Origin of the sequence: Pseudomonas asplenii (assembly GCF_900105475.1) — a bacterium.
GTDB classification, from domain to species: Bacteria; Pseudomonadota; Gammaproteobacteria; order Pseudomonadales; family Pseudomonadaceae; genus Aquipseudomonas; species Aquipseudomonas asplenii.
Map to the genome: position 1 here is coordinate 5,540,889 of NZ_LT629777.1, position 17,608 is coordinate 5,558,496.

Here is a 17,608-nt window from a genome sequence, read left to right on the forward strand (position 1 = left end):
ATTTTCTGGCATCCATTCAATCCAAATCAACAAGTCGTCACGACAATAGTTGAATCGATCTCGTTATTAATCTCCGACGTTCTTGGCCGGCGAAAACACCTGCCCGAAAGGGCGGGTATACAAGGCTGGGTGCGTGGTTTTAAATCCAGTGCCATGTCATTGCTGTCGACAACTAAGCATGGACACGAAATTTTACAGCAATTAAAACTTCCCACCTACATAAGCCACAGATCACGACAGGAGTTTGATCAATGCAGGTCGCCATCTATCAGGTTGATGCCTTTGCTTCCCAAGTCTTTTCCGGCAATCCCGCGGCTGTTTGTCCACTGGATCACTGGCTGGCAGACGAACACCTGTATGCCATTGCTGCCGAAAACAATCTTTCGGAAACCGCCTACTTCGTCAAACAGGGCGATATCTATGAACTGAGATGGTTTACTCCATTGATCGAGGTTGAACTATGCGGGCATGCGACATTGGCGGCCGCCTGGGTCATCTTGAACAAGCTGGGCGTCAACGCTGACGTTTTAAGGTTTTCGACCCGCAGCGGGGAACTGCGCGTGCGTCGTGGCACGAGTGGGCTGACCCTGGATTTTCCGGCGAAAACCCCAGAACCCTGCACACCGCCCCCTGCCCTGTTGCCTGCATTGGGCCTGGACTCGGCAGAGGTCTTCGCGACAGACGATTTCATCGTCGTCGTGCCGGACGAGAAAATCGTGGAACAATTGACACCGGACTTCGCCCGTCTGAAAGGTCTGCCGTTGCGGGGTGTGGCCGTCACGGCCCGGGGCAGCGGGTTTGATTTTGTCTCTCGGTGGTTCGGCCCGAATGTCGGGGTGAATGAAGACCCGGTGACAGGCTCAGCCCATACTTCGCTGATGCCCTACTGGTCAGGCGTATTGGACAAGCCGGTGTTGACGGCTCAACAGGGCGGCCTGCGAAAAGGCCAATTACACTGCGAAATGGCTGGCAATCGGGTGCTGATAACCGGTGAGTCGGTGCTGTACATGGTGGGAGAAATCACGCTTTAGCGTTAGAACGACGCGCAGTGCTTGAGAAACACGCTCGCGTATTTCTCAAGCGATCAACCTGGATTCCCCGCCAGTGGTTCAGTTGCCGCGCCCGGTCATTGAAGCATGCCCAAGGCATAAGCCTTCATGGCCGCCTCGACCTTGTTACTGGAATGCAACTTGCGCATGGCATTGACGAGGTGGAATTTCACTGTTCGCTCATCAATGGACAGAATCAACCCCGTCTCGGTATAGGTCTTTCCCGTTGCCGACCACTTCAAGGTCTCCACTTCCCTGACAGTGAGGGTTGCCGCAATTTCAGGGATGTAGTTGGGTGCAATGAAATTGAGCATGGTGGAATGCGCAATATGAGAAATCCAGAGCAGCTTGGTTTCCTTCTCGTTGAACTCCAGTGATGTGATCGGACTGGCAGATCTGACCAGAGAGAGCATCCCCATTGTGTCGTGCTTGGCCCGAGACGGCGTACACCAGCCATGGACGAGTTGATAATACTTGGCGTCCTCCCAGAAATGAAGATGCTCGGTGAATGCATCCGCAGACCAGCAGAGGGGCCGGTGCTCCGTCAGTCCATGTTTCACCGTCTGGTCGATACTGAAGTAGTTATTATCGATATACGCGCTCTCCCAAGCGGGAGAGTAGTTGGACGACAGGTGAAATTTCGGGCTGGAAATGGGTAAGGGAAAACGAAGACCCAAGGAATACTGCTCAAACTCAAAGGAACGAATTATTTTCTCAAGCAACAGCAGAAACTCCTCTTCCGTTTTCGCCTCCGCAAATAGCGACAGATAGTGTTCACGCCAATCAGACATATATATTTACCATGAGTGAGGATGCAAGGGATAGCCCCGACTCCAATGCATTGGAGTTTGGATATCAGGACGTGCGGGGAATCTATTTGAGAAAACAAAACCAACAATCAAGCAGAGCAATTCACATGCAATCACTCGCCCCAGACCAGCTGGTACGCCTGTCTTACCCGGAATTGATTGACTTGTCGTTTCAGCCTTATCTTGCTTGGATCGACACAAGCCTGACTGCCGAATTAAAAGAATTCGGGCTGCCTGTTGCATATGCTGGCTACAGTGAATGGGAGTGCCAGGACTCCGCACCAAAACTGAGCATTAGTTGGAATTGGTTTAAGGAAGCTTTTTCTGGAAAAGTCCTTATAGCACCGGGAGGAATCAGTTGCAACATCATGTTACGTTCTCCCCGAGGTTATGACCTGGGGCCCGACATGACCCAACAACTGTTACTTGTCTGGATATCCAGGCAGGGTTTGGAGTGCAAGCTGCCAGCAGGCTTAATGTTCGATCGTGAGAGTTGATATTAATCAGAACGACAGAACATCCCGCGATGCACGCTATCGTACTGAAGAGAATAGAAAGGCACCAAAAAGAGGCAGCAAAGATGGCACTATAGAAGCTGCCCTTTTGGGCAGCTATTCTTTTGCACAACCATGACTTCTAATTCGGGGAACTGGATTGGACGCTGGTGTGGAATGCTAAATATAACAAATGGTACAGCGCGACAACTCCCCGCCGAGCTCATCGCGAGGCTCGGGTTATTTCGCTACAAGGTCTTCGTCGAAAAAATGGGCTGGCCTCTAATATGCGAGGAAGGCCTGGAGTGCGACGAATTCGACGACGAAGACACCTACTATGTTATTGCTCGAGATAAAAACGGCATGGTGTGCGGCTGCGCACGAATGCTGCCGACGAGCAAGAACTACCTTCTCGAACAGATATTCCCAGGTTTAATGGGCGATATCCCGCTGCCCAAGTCAAACGACATCTGGGAACTGTCTCGCTTTGCCATCAACTCATCGGACACCGAAGCCTCTGCATCCAGTCATTGGCTGGATACCTGTCGCCTGGTGAAGCAAATCGTTCTGGTCGCCCAACACCATGAGGTTAAACGCCTCATCGCTTTTTCTGCTGTCGGTAACGAGCGGCTGCTCAGAAGAATGGGCGCGGATGTCCATCGCGTGTCCAGCGCCCAGTTGATTGATGGTAAACCGGTAGTTGCCTTTTGGATCGAGATTAACGAGAAAACGATAAAAGCCTTGTCTGCTTATTAAGCGAAACGCTGGATGATTTTATAAAACCTAGATTAAAGGACTAACCATGATTCTCTATCTGATAGGCGTTGCACTGGCGGTACTGGTTCTTGAACACATTATCCCTGGATGGAAGTTACCCAAGGTCAGCACCTGGTTCTTCAGGTCCATGACCCTCAATATCATTCAGATCGCGGTCGCACTCCTGGCCGGGGTTTCCTGGAACAAATGGATGCAGGGTCACAGCCTGTTCCATCTCTCTGAAAGTTTCAGCCCGCTCGCGGCCGGCTTCTTCGCGTACTTCGTCAACACGTTCGTGACCTACTGGTGGCACCGTTTTCGTCACGCCAACAACACGTTGTGGCGCCTGTTTCACCAAATCCATCACGCGCCACAGCGAATTGAAGTTTTCACCTCGTTTTACAAGCACCCCACGGAAATGGTCTTCAACTCGATGCTGGGCAGCGCCGTGGCCTATGTGTTACTGGGCATCAGTGTCGAGGCCGGTGCCTTCTACGTCATGTTCGCGGCATTGGGTGAAATGTTCTATCACGCCAATATCAGAACCCCGCACTGGCTCGGCTACTTCTTCCAGCGTCCGGAGATGCACAGAGTCCATCACCAGCGTGACCGCCATGAGTGCAACTACAGTGACTTTCCGATCTGGGACATTCTGTTCGGAACCTTTGAAAACCCCAAGGAAAACTTCGCCCCTCAAGGTTTTTCCGACAACAAGGAAAACCGCTTCGTCGAGATGCTGCTATTCAAGGACGTCCATGAGGCACCGGCAGCCATGAAAAAACCTGAACACCTGAATGAAGAGTCATTAGTCAAACGCGGGTAATTGATATGTTCTTGAATATTGATTCACGCCTGAGTCGTGACCTCTTGAAGTGCATAAACTCCGGAATCCCGCATGATGCGTTGAATGTGCCCAAGGAACCGGAGTTTCTCTCGGAAAAGATTGAGGCCTTGCGCGACCAGTACACGGCCCTGCGCAAGTCTTTTGGCAATAGAACACTGCCCGTGAGCAACTATCTTTTTTACATGATGCTCAAGGACAAATATTCAGAGTTTGACTTTGAGCTTCCGCTGAACTCCAAGGCCCGGGTGCTGACCAACATTCATGTGTTCAAGACCAAGGGACGCATACCTTCAATCGCCTCGTTACTATTGTCTGACGAGCACGCTGCGAAGTCCGCCGTCGAACTCAAATATACGAATGTCGAGCAAATCGAACGTTACGGTCCAGCCCTGTCGCAACTGCTGACCGACGGTGGCCTGATGCTTCCGACACAGACGTCGATGGAAGGTGTGATCGCACAGATCAACAGCAGCAAGAGATTGGCTCGGCGCCTGACCATCGTCAGTGCGATATGTCCGGACTACTCCTATGTCATGGATGCCGAAGGCAAGCCTCGTTATACCTTTACCCACGTAGGGGCCAAGCCAGGGCTGGCGGGGGAAAAGTTGCTCAAGGTGGACAATGCCTTGAGTGACTTCTCAAATGCCGTGGGTATTTCCCTGGAACACAAGCTGTTCGGTGGAGAGTTCGAGTACATTTCCTTTAACAGGAATGCGAACTCGGAAAGTGCCCGGGGCGAGTTTCTCGACAAGGTGTATCGTCAGTTACTGAGTATCGGCAATCAATTAACGGCACCTGCAGTCATCGGCTCTTTTTTTGAACTTTGCGGTGATGAAGACGGCTGGCACAAGCGCCATCAGGCGATCCTGCAGCGACTGCACTCAGGCGATTATGGACAGACCGGTCTATGTCACCAACAGATGGAGGAAATATTCGAATCCCGACGCCCACTGTACTCCAAATGGTTCGTGGGCCAGAGCGATGAAACCATCTGGAACAACTTCCTTTCGCAAGCGGCTGAATACGCGCTTATGGGAGGGATATTTCTGGAGAGCTATAAGGATTTTGTGGTCCTGGCTGTCGACCATTACAAGATGGAGCCTTTCTACTCCTTCTTCGGTCCGGTCGCTGTTTTATATGTGAAAACGGATTATCTATAGGCGATGTAGGGATGCTGCCAATATGAAACAGGAACTTTTTAGCACGCGCCACACGAAATACGGGCACGGTATTGATGTGCGGGCAACTTATGAGCACTTGCCGCTTCAGGGGTTCTGGACCTGGGTGACCGGCAAGTCCGGTAACAGGAACCCGCCCAAAAGCGCCAAGGAAACACTGCTGAAACCGTGGCAATTGTTCCTTCAGATCAGTTGGGGCTATGCCGTATTCGTGTCCGCGGTTCTGCTCGGGAACACACTGCTGCAGTCGGACCTTCACTGGGCGATCAAGGTGCTGCTGTCGGTTCCCATGGTCTGCATGGTGGTCAACCGCCAGCGGGGCCTGCTGCACACGTTCCACTACACCATTCACGGTGCCGGCGTCGCCAACAAGCGGCTGGCCAAGTTCGTCTGCAAGTGGGTGTTGTCGATGCCGATCGTGCATACCCCGTGGAATAACTACATGAAGCTGCATGTCAGTGAACACCACAGCGTCAACACCTTTTGCACGGACAAGGATGTCGACCTTCAGTTCATGGCCGCCCATGGCTTCTACAAGGGTATGAGCGAGACCGAATACTGGACCCGGCTGGTATTGGCGCCGTTTCATCCGATGCGCATCTACGAGCACATAAAATTCAGACTCGAAGTCAACTTCGTCAAGACCGACACGCATGAAAGGATTAGTCGCACGATCTACTGGCTCTTGCTGCTGACCGGGGTCTATCTGTCCGGCTACATGGTGCCCTTTGCCGTGTTCTACCTGATGCCGATCTTCCTCGTCACACAGTTCTCGTCCTGGATACAGCACGTCACCGAGCACCTGTGGTTTTCGGAAAATACCGAGGGCTTGCCCAAGTATGTTTTCTACGGTTCGCTGAGTTGGGGCCGCTTCTTTGGCCGCCCCTACCCCGCGCACTACAGCGGCTGGGCATTTACCTGGCGAGTCGTGAAGTGGGGATTGGCGGTCGTCTGCATCGACATTCCTTTGCGTGTTTTCTCTTTCATGCAGGATCTGCCGAGCCATGACTTCCATCACCGTAATCCGGGCGTGAACTTCTGGAGCATCGCCCCGGAGAGGGCAGCGAATGAAGCACTGGCCTCGCGGTTTGGCCCGATGACCGAGACATGGAGCATGACCGAGAGTTTCCTGATCTTGCGCGACCACCTTTGCCGAAATGAAAGCGATCCCTTCGGAATCAGCACCTGGTATCACACGAACAAACAGCACCTTGAGACAAAAAACGCGCGCCAGGCATCCGTGGCAGAAGCCGAAGTTTAATAACCACTCTTAACGAAGGAACGTGAAATGAACATTGTCGACGTCGCAAAAAAAGAATTGGCAAACAACGGCTCTTTTTACTCCAGTGTCACCGACTTCCTGTACAGCCAGGATGACTGGAATGAGATCAACTCTATTCTGGCGACCCCATCGCTGCCGTGGGAGCAGGTCTATATCGGCGATGCCGATGAACTCAACGACCTGACAGTCGCCCGCTTCATGACCGATATCGAAAGACCGACACGCGTCAATCAACCGCTCTCAGACCATATGATTTCGTTGGTGTGCAATGAAAAGCTGCTGGGTTTTGTCTCCAACCTGCTCGATGGCGAAGATTTCTACATTCGCCGCATGCAGGTCAACAAGATGAAAGATGGATCCTTCATCGGCAAACACCTGGATATCGATAGCAACCCTGACTACCTGTATTCGATCGTCCTGCAGTTGGGCAAGCGTTTTGCCGGCGGCGAGTTCCTGATTTTCAACAAACAGGACGAACAAGTGAATCTCATTCGCCCCGAGTTGCAATCGATCGTGATCACCGATTGCTCCTTCCCCCACCAAGTTGAAGCCGTGACCGAAGGTGAACGGGTATCGCTGGTGTTTTTCGTGAGCAAGCACGCAGAGAAAAATCGTCGGGTGGCGTGATTTCACTGATTCAGGAAGTTGGATCTCATGAAAACATCGATAAAAATAATACTCTATGGCGTGCTAGGCACATTCGCCGTGGCGACCGCTGGCGTGATGTATGTGCTGCACAACATCACGCTGTCCAATGTGTTCGAAACCGGCGTCATAGAAGTACCCAAGGGTATTTCCGACAAGGGCAGTATCGCCTGGGATGCCAACGCCATTGCGCACATCAAGGCCACCAATGAACGCGATGCCTATTTCCTGCTGGGCTACAGCCATGCCCGTGATCGGTTATGGCAGATGCAGTTCAGCAGGCAGTACGCGAGCGGCACCCTGTCGGAAACCTTCGGCACCTCGACGGTGGAAATGGATAAATTTGCCAGGACGCTGGGCTTCAAGAAAAACGCAGAGCTGATTTTTCAGCAACTGAAGCCGCAAACCCAGGACGTCCTGCGCAGCTACAGTGAGGGTGTGAATTTCTTCATCGACAAGTTCGGCGATCGGTTGCCCGTCGAGTTTTCGCTGACCCGCTCCGCAGCGCCCAGACACTGGGAGCCTTCGGACTCCGTCGCGCTGCACTTGCTGTTTTCCTGGACCCTGAGTTCTAACCTCGGCATGCAATTGCAGCGTCTGTCGCTGTCAAAAAACCTGAGCGTCGCCCAGATCAACGAGGTGTTCGCCCCTTACCCGGATAGTGCCCCCGTCAAGACCCGGGACTATGCCGCGCTGTACAACAATCTCGATGCGGCCGGCACCGGCCTGGCCCTGCTGGACAAGCTGCCGCCCTCGAATGTCGAGGGTGTCGGCTCGAACAACTGGGTGATTGCTGGCAACCATACCGTGACGGGTAAACCGATCCTGGCCAACGATCCGCACCTGAGACTGACCAACCCGGCATTGTTCTATCTGGCAGCACTCGAGACGCCCGACACTTCGCTCGTGGGTGCCACCTATGCCGGCGCGCCCCTCTTCGTGATCGGACACAACAGGAAGATCGCCTGGGGCTACACCAACACCGGCTCGTCCGTCCAGGATGCGTATCTGGAGAAACTGAACCCGTCGGACAGCACTCTTTATCTGTCCTCGGATTCGACCTATCAGCCGTTTCGGGTGGTGCAGGAACAGATCAGGGTGAAGGGGGGAACCACGATCACCTTGCCAGTGCGCTACACCCGGCACGGCCCGGTCATCAGCGATATCTACCAGGCCGCACAGCAGGCCATCAGCGGCAGGAAATCGGTAGTCATCGCTCTGGCCTGGACCGGACTGGATCCCAACGACAAAACCTTCGACAGCATCCTGGAGATCAACCACGCAGAAAACTGGCCGCAGTTCCTGCAAGCTTCCGCAGAGTTCGGCCTGCCTCCGCAGAACATGGTGTATGGGGATACCGCAGGCAACATCGGCTATGTGTCAGCTGGCCGGGTACCCGTCAAGGCGCACGACAACGATCTCCTCGGCCAAGGCCCCGCGCCCGGCTGGGAAGGCAAATACGACTGGACGGGCTATGTGCCCGAAGCCGCCAAACCGCGGCAGTTCAACCCGGCCAGCGGCTACATCGCCACGGCCAACAACCGCATCGTGCCCGACAACTATGCATTCAACTTCGGCCATGACTGGGTTCTGCCCTATCGCTATGAGCGCATCATGGAACTGTTGAAGCAACGTGCACCGCATACCCTGCAGACGTCAGCCGACATCCAGCAGGATCGGTACTCGTCGTCCCTGGCCGATCTGTTACCGAAAATGATCGCGCCCATCGACGGCCTGCCTTCGGCGCCTGCGCAGTTGAGCCTGCTCAAGGCCTGGCGATTCGACTCGGATCCCGAGTCGGCGGCACCATTGATTGCAGCCTACTGGGTGAAGAACCTCACGCAGGCGCTACTGGAGCCGAAAATAGGCAAGGATCTGCTGGCGGCTGGCTGGAATCAGCGTAACTACGATGCGTTTCTCAACCTGGTCTTGAGCGGGAAAGCCGACCAGGGCTTCTGGTGCGGTGGCGCCGACAAATGCCAGCAGGTGCTGGAGGCCTCCCTGAACCGGTCGTTGCAGCAAATCCGCGACAAATATGGTGCTGACACCCGCGCCTGGAAATGGGGCAACGCCCATACCGCCGTGAGCGAACATGTGCCCCTGCACAAGAGCCCCATGGCCTGGCTCTTCGACAACCGCAACAACATGGGCGGCGATAACTTTACGGTGAACGTCGGGCGCTACAACTATAGTGATCCGGCCAACCCGTTCAACACCAACATTGCGGCCACCTTCAGGATGGTGGCCGACCTGTCGAATCTTGATAACTCAAGCTACATCCTGTCCTCCGCCAATACAGGAATCAAATTCAACGGCTATGTCGATATGAACAGGCTCTGGGCCCGCGGCGACTACATAAAAATCCCGTCGTCAGCGCAGACATCCGAAAGCCACGCACTGACATTTCACCCAAACAATAAACTCTGAATCAAGGTCGTCTATGAACAGACAGATAAACACTACGGATTGGGACCTGGATTACTCGGTTGTCGGCCGTAATTTCCCCGAGACCTTCAAGGTCAAGATCGTCGAGGACCTGCAACGGGGAATGCCCGAATACGACGTCAGACAGTATTTTGGCAATCAGCCAGGCATCTTCGACATCTACGAACATCTGGCGCTGGCCATCGACTCCGAAAGCGAACGGGTGGTGGGGATCATCGGAGCGAAAAGCCTTCCATTCGGCTCATCATCATTCCTCTATCTGTGGACGGCAATGATCGCTGATGAATATCGAGGATCGTCGCTTTTCAAGAAGCTCAATCAGTTCTTCCTGAAAAATGTCATTCAATCGATCGGATTGCCCCGCCTGATCGTGGCCAAGACCTATAACCCGGTGGTTTACAACATGTTCCGGGTCATGTCCTCGCGAGTTCCGTCTGCCCGTTTCTACCCTGATCTGCGCCTTGATGTGCAGGATGCCGAGATGTCGTCACTGGCGCTGGAGATCGTGCACTCGCTATCCAAGGACCTGGTGCTGGACGTGAATACCGGGGTCATCCCGGGCGGTCAGAGCTCCGTCGCGCCCAACTTCTTCCCGAAGATGGACATGTCCAGCGATGAAGTCACCAACGCGCACTTCATCAGACATGTCACCTACTCCGATCAGATCCTGTGTGTGGTGGCACTGCAACCCGACTCGGAGTGGTTCGTCAAAGAAAAGATCATTCGGTAGCTCATGCGAGTGAATAACAGATCCGTTCTTCTCTCGGCGCTGCCGGCGGCCATTTTTTATGGCGCGCTGGCAGCGCTATCCAATGCTGATCACGGCATCGGCGCGATGAGCCGGGCGGCCATCATCCAAGGCCTCATCAGTTATGGATCAACGCTCATCGCGCTGTCAGCCATGTTCAAGCTGGCGCGGGTGTTCACCCTTTGGCCCTTACCCGTTCGACGAGCAGTTGTGCCCTTGACGGTGGTAAGTCTCTTTACTGCCTTGTCGGCAACCCTTCATATGAAAGCGGGTACGCCTAATGTGTTGTTGACGGTCGCCCCGTCATTTCTGATCGGTTGGGGGTATTTCACAACGGTCTATTGGCTCAGCGATTCGAAACAGCCGTTTCGGACACCTGGCACCCCTTCTTGAGCGTCTAGGAACGACCTTCAATCCGGTCCAACCGCTCGCGCAGAAACTCGATGAACGCCTGCACCGGCCGCGACGCCTGGCGATGTTGCGGATACACCGCCGACAGCACCAGCGGCTCGGGGCGCAGGTCGTTCAGCACCGGCTCCAGCCGGCCATCCTCCAGCGCCGAACCGACAATGAAGACCGGCAGGTAGGTGATGCCCATCCCGAAAATGGCCGCATCCCTGAGCAGGTCGCCGTTGTTGACCCGCATCCGCCCCGTGACATTGACCACCGTCGGTTTGCCCGGCCCGCTGAAGCGCCATTGCACCTGACGGCCATGTCCGTACGGCAGGCAATCATGCAGGTGCAGGTCATCAGGCTTGAGCGGCGTGCCGCGCCTGGCCAGGTAGGCCGGGCTGGCGCAGTAGACCCGATCGATACTGGCGATGCGCCGGGCAATCAGCGTCGAGTCTTCCAGCGTGCCGATGCGCAGCGCCAGGTCGTAGCCTTCGCCAAGCAGGTCCACCGGCCTGTCGCTGAGATCGACCTCGACGCTGACCTCGCGGTAGCGCTGCAAGAACGGCGGCAGCAGACACGCCAGGTGCGCCAGGGCGAACGACAGCGGCGCACTCAGGCGAATGGTGCCGCGCGGTTCGGCGGTCTGGCCGGCAATGCTCTGCTCCACCTGCTCGACCTCGCCGAGCAGGCGCAAGGCCGATTCATAGTAGCTCTGCCCCAGGGGCGTGACGTCCAGGCGCCGGGTCGAACGATTGAGCAGCCGCACCCCCAGGCGCTCTTCGAGTTGCATCAGGCGCCGACTGACGAACTGCTTGGACAGGCCCAACTGGTCGGCAGCGGAGGTAAAGCTGCCGGAATCCATGACCTGGCAGAAAATACGCATATCTTCGAAAGGGTTCATTGTCACTCCATGGTTGACAGTAAAACGCTTTATAGCGGCTTTTTCATGTTCTGGCATCCCATTAATCTGTTCACACGTTGCAGCGACAGTCCCTGAGTCGGTCGCCAAACACACTGAATACAAATCAATCAAATCAAAAGGATTTCACCATGAACCTCGTGCAAAAGACCCTGACCACCACCCTCCTCGCCCTCAGCGTCGGCCAGGCCTTCGCCGCCGGCAACACCGGCGTCGAGCACAACACCCAGGCATTCCTCGATGCCCTTGCCGCCGGCGGTGGCGGTCCCCTGGAACAACTGAGCCCACGTGATGCCCGGGCAGTCCTGACCGGCGCCCAGGCCTCGGTGAAAGTCGACCTCTCGGGCATCGAAGTCAGCGAGCGGTCGATCCAGGTCGACGGTCAGCCGGTCACCCTGAAGATTGTCCGCCCGGCCGGGGTCAAGGGGACCCTGCCCGTGTTCATGTTCTTCCACGGCGGCGGCTGGGTACTGGGCGACTTCCCGACTCACCAGCGCCTGATCCGCGACCTGGTGGTCGACTCCGGTGCGGTGGCGGTCTACGTCGACTACACGCCGTCGCCGGAAGCGCACTACCCGACCGCGATCAACCAGGCCTACGGCGCCACCGAATGGGTCGCCGAGCACGGCAAGGAAATCGGGGTCGACAGCCAGCGCCTGGCGGTGGCCGGCAACAGCGTCGGCGGCAACATGGCGGCGGTCGTGGCGCTGATGGCCAAGGAACGCAAGACCCCGCAACTGCGCTTCCAGTTGCTGCTGTGGCCGGTGACCGATGCGCGCTTCGACACGGCGTCGTACCAGCAGTTTGCCGAGGGCCACTTCCTGACCAAGGGTATGATGAAGTGGTTCTGGGACAACTACACCACCAACAGCGCCGAGCGCGCACAGATTCACGCCTCGCCCTTGCAGGCCAGCACCGAACAGCTTCGCGGCCTGCCGCCAGCGCTGGTGCAGACCGCCGAATTCGACGTGCTGCGTGACGAAGGCGAAGCCTATGCCCGTCACCTGGACGCAGCCGGTGTGCCGGTGACCAGCGTGCGCTACAACGGCATGATCCACGACTTCGGCCTGCTCAACCCGCTGAACGGGATTCCTGAAGTCAAGGCGGCGATGCGTCAGGCGGCCCTGGAACTCAAGACCCATCTCAAGTAAGCGCGTAGACGAAAAACGAGCGGTCAAGGATGACCCCTCCATGCAGAAAAACCCGCCGCAACGAGAAAGCTCGCTGCGGCGGGTTTTGTGGTGTCGCAAAAAGCTTACTTGGCAGTCTGCGCCGAGTAGCTGTTCATCAGGTTGCGGTAGTTCGGGATACGCTGCGACAACAGGTTGGCCAGGCCTTCCATGTCGTTGCGCCAGTCGCGCTGCAGCTCGCAAGCCACGGCGAACCAGTTCACCAGTTGTGCGCCGGCAGCGGACATGCGAGACCAGGCAGCCTGCTGCACCACATCGTTGAAGGTACCGGAGGCATCGGTGACGACGAACACGTCAAAACCTTCTTCCAGGGCGCACAGGGTTGGGAACGCCACACAGACATCGGTCACAACACCGGCAATGATCAGTTGCTTGCGGCCGGTGGCCTTGATGGCCTTGACGAAGTCTTCGTTGTCCCATGCGTTGATCTGGCCTGGACGCGCGATGTATGGCGCATCCGGGAACATCTCTTTCAGTTCCGGAACCAGCGGGCCGTTAGGACCTTTTTCGAAGCTGGTGGTCAGGATGGTCGGCAGGTTGAAGAACTTGGCGCAGTCGGCCAGGGCCAGCACGTTGTTCTTGAACTCGTTCGGCGAGAAGTCCTGTACCAGCGAAATCAGGCCGGTCTGGTGGTCGACCAGCAGAACCACCGCATCATTTTTGTCCAGGCGTTTGTAAGGAACGTTACTCATTTCGAGACTCCGGGATAGACAGCGAGGTGTTGTGGCGCCGGCCGGTTCGACCGGCGCCGTGGGGTGAGAAATCAGAACGCGAAGCAGGAACAGCCGAAGGCGCCCCAGAAGCCCTGGAAATCGCTGACCGGCACGTTCGATTGACGTGCCCGTTCATGGCTGTGGGAGTGCACGGCGCAAGGGCCGCTGCACTGGTGAACCTGAGCCTGCAGTGGCGAAGTCGGACGCCAGTGTCCCGGCACCTTGGCAACCGGCGACCAGTCCGGCAGCACCGGCAGGATGCCCGGGCCCAGCTTCTCGAAGTCATCGGCGGCGTACACCACCTTGCCGCCGACCACGGTCAGCACCGACTCGATCCACTTGATGGCTTCTTCCTCGACGCTGAAGAAATCCGCGCTGAGGGCAGCCAGGTCGGCCAGTTGACCGACCTTGATCTGGCCTTTCTTGCCCTGCTCGGAGGAGAACCAGGCGCTGCCGTGGGTGAACAGCTCCAGTGCGGTCGTGCGAGGCAGACCTTCTTCATACAGGGCCAGGCCGCCGACAGTACGGCCACTGACCATCCAGTACAGCGAAGTCCAAGGGTTGTAGCTGGACACGCGGGTGGCATCGGTACCGGCACCGACCGGCACGCCTTCGGCCAGCATGCGCTTGATCGGTGGTGTGGCTTCGGCAGCCTTGGAACCGTAGCGATCGACGAAATATTCGCCCTGGAACGCCATGCGGTCCTGGATCGCGATACCGCCGCCCAGCGCACGAACACGCTCGATGTTCTGCGGGGTGATGGTTTCGGCGTGGTCGAAGAACCACGGCAGCCCGTTGAACGGAATGTCGCGGTTGACCTTCTCGAACACATCGAGCATGCGGCTGATGGATTCGTTGTAGGTGGCGTGCAGGCGGAACGGCCAGCGCTGCTCGACCAGGTGACGGACCACGGGCTCAAGCTCGGCTTCCATGCTCGCCGGCAGATCCGGACGTGGCTCGAGGAAGTCCTCGAAGTCGGCGGCAGAGAAAACCAGCATCTCGCCGGCACCGTTGTGGCGCAGGAAGTCGTCGCCCTGGTGCAGCTTGACGCTACCGGTCCAGTTCTTGAAGTCGGTCAGTTCTTCCTTGGGTTTCTGGGTGAACAGGTTGTAGGCGATGCGGACGGTCAGTTGCTCCTCCTTGGCCAACTGCTCGATCACCTGGTAGTCGTCTGGGTAGTTCTGGAAACCGCCGCCGGCATCGATGGCACTAGTCAGGCCCAGGCGGTTCAGTTCACGCATGAACTGGCGGGTCGAGTTGACCTGATATTCCAGTGGCAGCTTGGGCCCCTTGGCCAGGGTCGAGTAGAGGATCATCGCATTCGGGCGGGCCACCAGCATGCCGGTCGGCTCGCCGTTGCTGTCACGCACGATTTCGCCCCCCGGCGGGTTCGGCGTGTCGCGGGTGTAGCCGGCCACACGCAGGGCGGCGCGGTTGAGCAAGGCGCGGTCATAGAGGTGCAGCACGAACACCGGGGTGTCCGGCGCGGCCTGGTTGAGTTCTGCCAGGGTCGGCATGCGCTTTTCGGCGAACTGGAATTCGTTCCAGCCACCGACCACGCGGACCCACTGCGGGGTTGGGGTCCGGTCGGCCTGGTCCTTGAGCATGCGCAGGGCATCGGCCAGGGACGGCACGCCTTCCCAGCGCAGTTCGAGGTTGTAGTTCAGGCCACCCCGGATCAGGTGCAGGTGCGAGTCGTTCAGACCCGGGATCACACAGCGTCCCTTGAGGTCGATGATCTGGGTGCGCGCACCGCGCAAGGCCATCGCCTCGGCATCGGTACCCACCGCGACGAAGCGGCCTTCGTGGATAGCCACGGCGCTGGCCAGGGGTTTTTCACGGTCAACGGTATGGAATTGACCATTGAACAGAATCAGATCGGCGTTCATCGCGTCTCCTTCGACAGGGTAAGAGTGAGAAAGGATCGCCAGGGGATCAGGCAAGACGCCAGATTCCGGCGAAACGATCATTGAGCGCCAGTCGTCCGGGACCGGCGATGAAAAGACTGGTGAACAGAATCAGCAGCAGCCAGGCGAACTGGCCTTCGGCGATAGTCCACTCGGGGTGCACGAAGACCAACGCTACCAGCAGTACGGAAAGAATAGGCAAGCAGGCCAGACGCACCAGTACGCCGACGATGATCAGCAGCGGACAGAACACTTCGGCGAAAATCGCCAGCATCAGGGTCAGGTTCGCCCCCAGGTGGAAAGGGTCTTCGATGTTCTGCAGCTCGGTGCTGTAGTGCAGCAGTTTCGGCAGGCCATGGACCCACAACAGAAACACCGCAGCGCTGACGCGCATGAACAGTAATCCGAGGGCCTGCGCCCGTTCATTCCAGCACGAAGCGTTCATGTTCCACCCATCATCCAAAGAAACCACCGGCATCAGGAAGCCGGACTGTTTACGGATAGTGCGGGTGCGGGCAGCGGAAAAATTGAATGTACGTGCTCTCTTTGCACGAGAGCGCTGTTCGTCCTGCGGCGGCGCGCCCTAGAGCGCAGGCATGTCCAGCGGCGCGGACATGAATTGCGCGATCCGCGAGCGCAGCCAGCGTTCGGCAGGGTCGTTGTCATGCACACCGCTCCAGGCCATCGACAGTTGCGCCGCATCGATCTCGAACGGCGGATCCTCGGCGCGCAGGGCACAGCCTTCCACCAGGGCACAGGCGGCATAGTCAGGCACAGTGGCGATCATTTCGGTACCGGCCAACAAGGCCCGTAAGCCGCTGAACTGCGGCACGCCGAGCACCACCCGACGACTGCGACCGATTTTCGCCAGGTCCAGGTCGATGTTGCCGCTCAGGTCGCCGGAGAACGACACCATCGCGTGCGGCCGCGCGCAGTATTCATCCAGGGTCAACGGCCCCGGGCGGTCATCGCCACGCAGCACCTTGCAGGGGATGTCACGCAGCATCTTGCGCTTGGCATTGGCCGGCAGGTCGGTGGTGTAGCTCACGCCCACGGAGATCTCCCCGGAAGCCAGCAGCGACGGCATCAGCAGGTAATTGGCCCGACGCACCACGACGATGATCCCCGGCGCCTCCTCGCGCAGTTGGCTCAGCAGGGGTGGAAACAGGCCGAACTCGGCATCGTCGGACAAGCCGATACGAAACACATCGCAACTGGTCGCCGGATCGAAATCCTTCGCCCGGCTGACCGCACCGGAGATGGTGTCCATCGCCGGTTGCAGTTCCTTGAGAATCGCCAGGGCCCGCGCCGTCGGCTCCATGCTGCGACCATTGCGCAGCAGCAACGGATCGTCGAACAGGTCACGCAGGCGCCCCAGCGCCGCGCTCACGGCGGGCTGGCCCATGAAGAGCTTTTCCGCGACCCGGGTCAGGTTCTTTTCAAACATCAGCGCTTCAAAAATCACCAGCAGGTTCATGTCGACGCGGCGCAGGTCGTTTCGGTTCATCGGCACAGTCTCCTCACGGATCAGCCAGGGGCGATCCTCCAGTATCCATCGATCCCCACCTTCGCGACTTGAATCAGTGTGCTGACTTGGCCCGGCCACGCCGGGTCGTGGCCGGGCAAGGAATTAACAACGTTTAACTAGCCCCTTAACGCCCCCGCACCAAAAATGATGACCTCACCCCTAGCGAGGGACGGCGCTGACTCGAGGTGCTGTGCGCCAGCGCCCCCTCCCCTCGACACGGATATTGATCATGGTCCAGATACAGCCCAACGCCACTGCCCCGAGCGTCACCGAAACCCGTACACCCGCCCCCGGCGGCCTGTCGCCCTGGCGAGAAAACCTGGTCAAGCAACTGATCCTCGAGCACTTGAGCGAAACCCTGGAGATCAGTGAACTGGCGCGGGCCTGTTCACTGTCGCGCAGCCATTTCTCGCGGGCATTCAAATGCAGCACCGGGCTCTCACCCCAGGACTGGATTCGCCAACAGCGGATTCAACGGGCCAAGCAATTGATCCGCGACACCGACCTGAGCCTGACGCAAATCAGCCTGGAATGCGGCTTCTGCGACCAGGCGTACTTCTGTCACATCTTCACCCGCAGCGAAGGGACCAACCCCTTTGCCTGGCGTTGCCAGCAGTTGGCCGCCAAACCTGTCCGGCACACGACCCGTCACCTGTGCTATGTGGAGCGACCCGGCGCCCGCTAAGCGCGGACGTCGCCGTTTTCGCA

At 57.4% G+C, this 17,608-nt stretch carries 18 protein-coding genes; 12 read left to right on the forward strand and 6 right to left on the reverse strand.

From position 1 onward, the window contains the following. Positions 1-251 precede the first annotated feature (251 nt). The gene (locus BLU37_RS24515; protein WP_019361885.1) at positions 252-1,031 is read left to right on the forward strand and encodes a PhzF family phenazine biosynthesis protein; all 780 of its coding nucleotides are present in this window, start codon (positions 252-254) and stop codon (positions 1,029-1,031) included. 95 nt (positions 1,032-1,126) lie between these two features. Here BLU37_RS24515 and BLU37_RS24520 read toward each other — a convergent pair whose 3' ends face one another. Then, complete coding sequence (locus BLU37_RS24520; RefSeq protein WP_010452352.1) at positions 1,127-1,840, reverse strand: autoinducer binding domain-containing protein; 714 nt, start codon at positions 1,838-1,840, stop codon at positions 1,127-1,129. Positions 1,841-1,851: 11 nt separating this feature from the next. Here BLU37_RS24520 and BLU37_RS24525 point away from each other — a divergent pair, with 11 nt between their 5' ends. The 9 genes from BLU37_RS24525 to BLU37_RS24565 all read left to right on the forward strand — a co-directional run bounded on the left by BLU37_RS24525 (position 1,852) and on the right by BLU37_RS24565 (position 10,643). Further along, positions 1,852-2,355 carry a DUF4902 domain-containing protein gene (locus BLU37_RS24525; RefSeq protein ID WP_037002862.1) on the forward strand — a complete coding sequence of 168 codons (504 nt, stop codon included), beginning with the start codon at positions 1,852-1,854 and terminating at the stop codon, positions 2,353-2,355. A gap of 174 nt (positions 2,356-2,529) precedes the next feature. After that, a complete protein-coding gene (locus tag BLU37_RS24530) occupies positions 2,530-3,108 on the forward strand; it encodes an acyl-homoserine-lactone synthase (RefSeq protein ID WP_029533490.1) in 579 nt (192 codons plus the stop codon). A 46-nt stretch (positions 3,109-3,154) separates the two neighbouring features. Beyond that, on the forward strand, positions 3,155-3,931 hold the full coding sequence (locus BLU37_RS24535) for a sterol desaturase family protein (protein ID WP_090209809.1): 777 nt from the start codon (positions 3,155-3,157) through the stop codon (positions 3,929-3,931). Positions 3,932-3,936: 5 nt separating this feature from the next. After that, positions 3,937-5,112, forward strand: a complete 1,176-nt coding sequence (locus tag BLU37_RS24540) for a hypothetical protein (protein WP_090209811.1) — start codon at positions 3,937-3,939, stop codon at positions 5,110-5,112. 22 nt (positions 5,113-5,134) lie between these two features. After that, positions 5,135-6,391: a hypothetical protein gene (locus BLU37_RS24545; protein WP_026007606.1), complete on the forward strand. Its 1,257-nt coding sequence runs from the start codon at positions 5,135-5,137 to the stop codon at positions 6,389-6,391. Between the two features lie 27 nt (positions 6,392-6,418). Continuing rightward, positions 6,419-7,039 carry a 2OG-Fe(II) oxygenase gene (locus tag BLU37_RS24550; RefSeq protein ID WP_090209813.1) on the forward strand — a complete coding sequence of 207 codons (621 nt, stop codon included), beginning with the start codon at positions 6,419-6,421 and terminating at the stop codon, positions 7,037-7,039. A gap of 27 nt (positions 7,040-7,066) precedes the next feature. Then, complete coding sequence (locus BLU37_RS24555; protein ID WP_090209815.1) at positions 7,067-9,484, forward strand: penicillin acylase family protein; 2,418 nt, start codon at positions 7,067-7,069, stop codon at positions 9,482-9,484. Between the two features lie 13 nt (positions 9,485-9,497). After that, a complete protein-coding gene (locus BLU37_RS24560; RefSeq protein ID WP_010452366.1) occupies positions 9,498-10,232 on the forward strand; it encodes a hypothetical protein in 735 nt (244 codons plus the stop codon). Between the two features lie 3 nt (positions 10,233-10,235). Next, positions 10,236-10,643: a hypothetical protein gene (locus BLU37_RS24565; protein WP_090209817.1), complete on the forward strand. Its 408-nt coding sequence runs from the start codon at positions 10,236-10,238 to the stop codon at positions 10,641-10,643. 4 nt (positions 10,644-10,647) lie between these two features. Here BLU37_RS24565 and BLU37_RS24570 read toward each other — a convergent pair whose 3' ends face one another. Beyond that, positions 10,648-11,544: a LysR family transcriptional regulator gene (locus BLU37_RS24570; RefSeq protein ID WP_010452370.1), complete on the reverse strand. Its 897-nt coding sequence runs from the start codon at positions 11,542-11,544 to the stop codon at positions 10,648-10,650. A 149-nt stretch (positions 11,545-11,693) separates the two neighbouring features. Between BLU37_RS24570 and BLU37_RS24575 the strand changes: the two genes are divergently transcribed. Beyond that, on the forward strand, positions 11,694-12,713 hold the full coding sequence (locus tag BLU37_RS24575) for an alpha/beta hydrolase (protein WP_090209820.1): 1,020 nt from the start codon (positions 11,694-11,696) through the stop codon (positions 12,711-12,713). Between the two features lie 104 nt (positions 12,714-12,817). Here the strand turns inward: BLU37_RS24575 and ycaC are convergent, their stop codons facing one another. From ycaC to BLU37_RS24595, 4 genes are all read right to left on the reverse strand, one after another. Then, the gene (ycaC, locus tag BLU37_RS24580; RefSeq protein ID WP_019361892.1) at positions 12,818-13,444 is read right to left on the reverse strand and encodes an isochorismate family cysteine hydrolase YcaC; all 627 of its coding nucleotides are present in this window, start codon (positions 13,442-13,444) and stop codon (positions 12,818-12,820) included. 71 nt (positions 13,445-13,515) lie between these two features. Further along, positions 13,516-15,354 carry an amidohydrolase gene (locus tag BLU37_RS24585; protein ID WP_090209822.1) on the reverse strand — a complete coding sequence of 613 codons (1,839 nt, stop codon included), beginning with the start codon at positions 15,352-15,354 and terminating at the stop codon, positions 13,516-13,518. Positions 15,355-15,400: 46 nt separating this feature from the next. Beyond that, positions 15,401-15,817 (reverse strand): DoxX family protein, encoded by a 417-nt coding sequence (locus tag BLU37_RS24590; RefSeq protein ID WP_090209824.1) that lies wholly within the window; start codon positions 15,815-15,817, stop codon positions 15,401-15,403. 138 nt (positions 15,818-15,955) lie between these two features. Next, complete coding sequence (locus BLU37_RS24595) at positions 15,956-16,879, reverse strand: LysR family transcriptional regulator (protein ID WP_090209827.1); 924 nt, start codon at positions 16,877-16,879, stop codon at positions 15,956-15,958. 250 nt (positions 16,880-17,129) lie between these two features. Between BLU37_RS24595 and BLU37_RS24600 the strand changes: the two genes are divergently transcribed. Next, the gene (locus BLU37_RS24600; protein ID WP_090209829.1) at positions 17,130-17,585 is read left to right on the forward strand and encodes a helix-turn-helix domain-containing protein; all 456 of its coding nucleotides are present in this window, start codon (positions 17,130-17,132) and stop codon (positions 17,583-17,585) included. The last annotated feature ends 23 nt before the right edge of the window (positions 17,586-17,608 follow it).

Coding starts and splice junctions, on each gene's coding strand:
- BLU37_RS24560 (WP_010452366.1), top strand. CDS start 9,498: ATGAACAGACAGATAAACACTACGGATTGGGACCTGGATTACTCGGTT.
- ycaC (WP_019361892.1), bottom strand. CDS start 13,444: ATGAGTAACGTTCCTTACAAACGCCTGGACAAAAATGATGCGGTGGTT.
- BLU37_RS24545 (WP_026007606.1), top strand. CDS start 5,135: ATGAAACAGGAACTTTTTAGCACGCGCCACACGAAATACGGGCACGGT.
- BLU37_RS24590 (WP_090209824.1), bottom strand. CDS start 15,817: ATGAACGCTTCGTGCTGGAATGAACGGGCGCAGGCCCTCGGATTACTG.
- BLU37_RS24540 (WP_090209811.1), top strand. CDS start 3,937: ATGTTCTTGAATATTGATTCACGCCTGAGTCGTGACCTCTTGAAGTGC.
- BLU37_RS24570 (WP_010452370.1), bottom strand. CDS start 11,544: ATGAACCCTTTCGAAGATATGCGTATTTTCTGCCAGGTCATGGATTCC.
- BLU37_RS24515 (WP_019361885.1), top strand. CDS start 252: ATGCAGGTCGCCATCTATCAGGTTGATGCCTTTGCTTCCCAAGTCTTT.
- BLU37_RS24550 (WP_090209813.1), top strand. CDS start 6,419: ATGAACATTGTCGACGTCGCAAAAAAAGAATTGGCAAACAACGGCTCT.
- BLU37_RS24575 (WP_090209820.1), top strand. CDS start 11,694: ATGAACCTCGTGCAAAAGACCCTGACCACCACCCTCCTCGCCCTCAGC.
- BLU37_RS24600 (WP_090209829.1), top strand. CDS start 17,130: ATGGTCCAGATACAGCCCAACGCCACTGCCCCGAGCGTCACCGAAACC.
- BLU37_RS24555 (WP_090209815.1), top strand. CDS start 7,067: ATGAAAACATCGATAAAAATAATACTCTATGGCGTGCTAGGCACATTC.
- BLU37_RS24565 (WP_090209817.1), top strand. CDS start 10,236: ATGCGAGTGAATAACAGATCCGTTCTTCTCTCGGCGCTGCCGGCGGCC.
- BLU37_RS24535 (WP_090209809.1), top strand. CDS start 3,155: ATGATTCTCTATCTGATAGGCGTTGCACTGGCGGTACTGGTTCTTGAA.
- BLU37_RS24530 (WP_029533490.1), top strand. CDS start 2,530: ATGCTAAATATAACAAATGGTACAGCGCGACAACTCCCCGCCGAGCTC.
- BLU37_RS24585 (WP_090209822.1), bottom strand. CDS start 15,354: ATGAACGCCGATCTGATTCTGTTCAATGGTCAATTCCATACCGTTGAC.
- BLU37_RS24525 (WP_037002862.1), top strand. CDS start 1,852: ATGAGTGAGGATGCAAGGGATAGCCCCGACTCCAATGCATTGGAGTTT.
- BLU37_RS24520 (WP_010452352.1), bottom strand. CDS start 1,840: ATGTCTGATTGGCGTGAACACTATCTGTCGCTATTTGCGGAGGCGAAA.
- BLU37_RS24595 (WP_090209827.1), bottom strand. CDS start 16,879: ATGAACCGAAACGACCTGCGCCGCGTCGACATGAACCTGCTGGTGATT.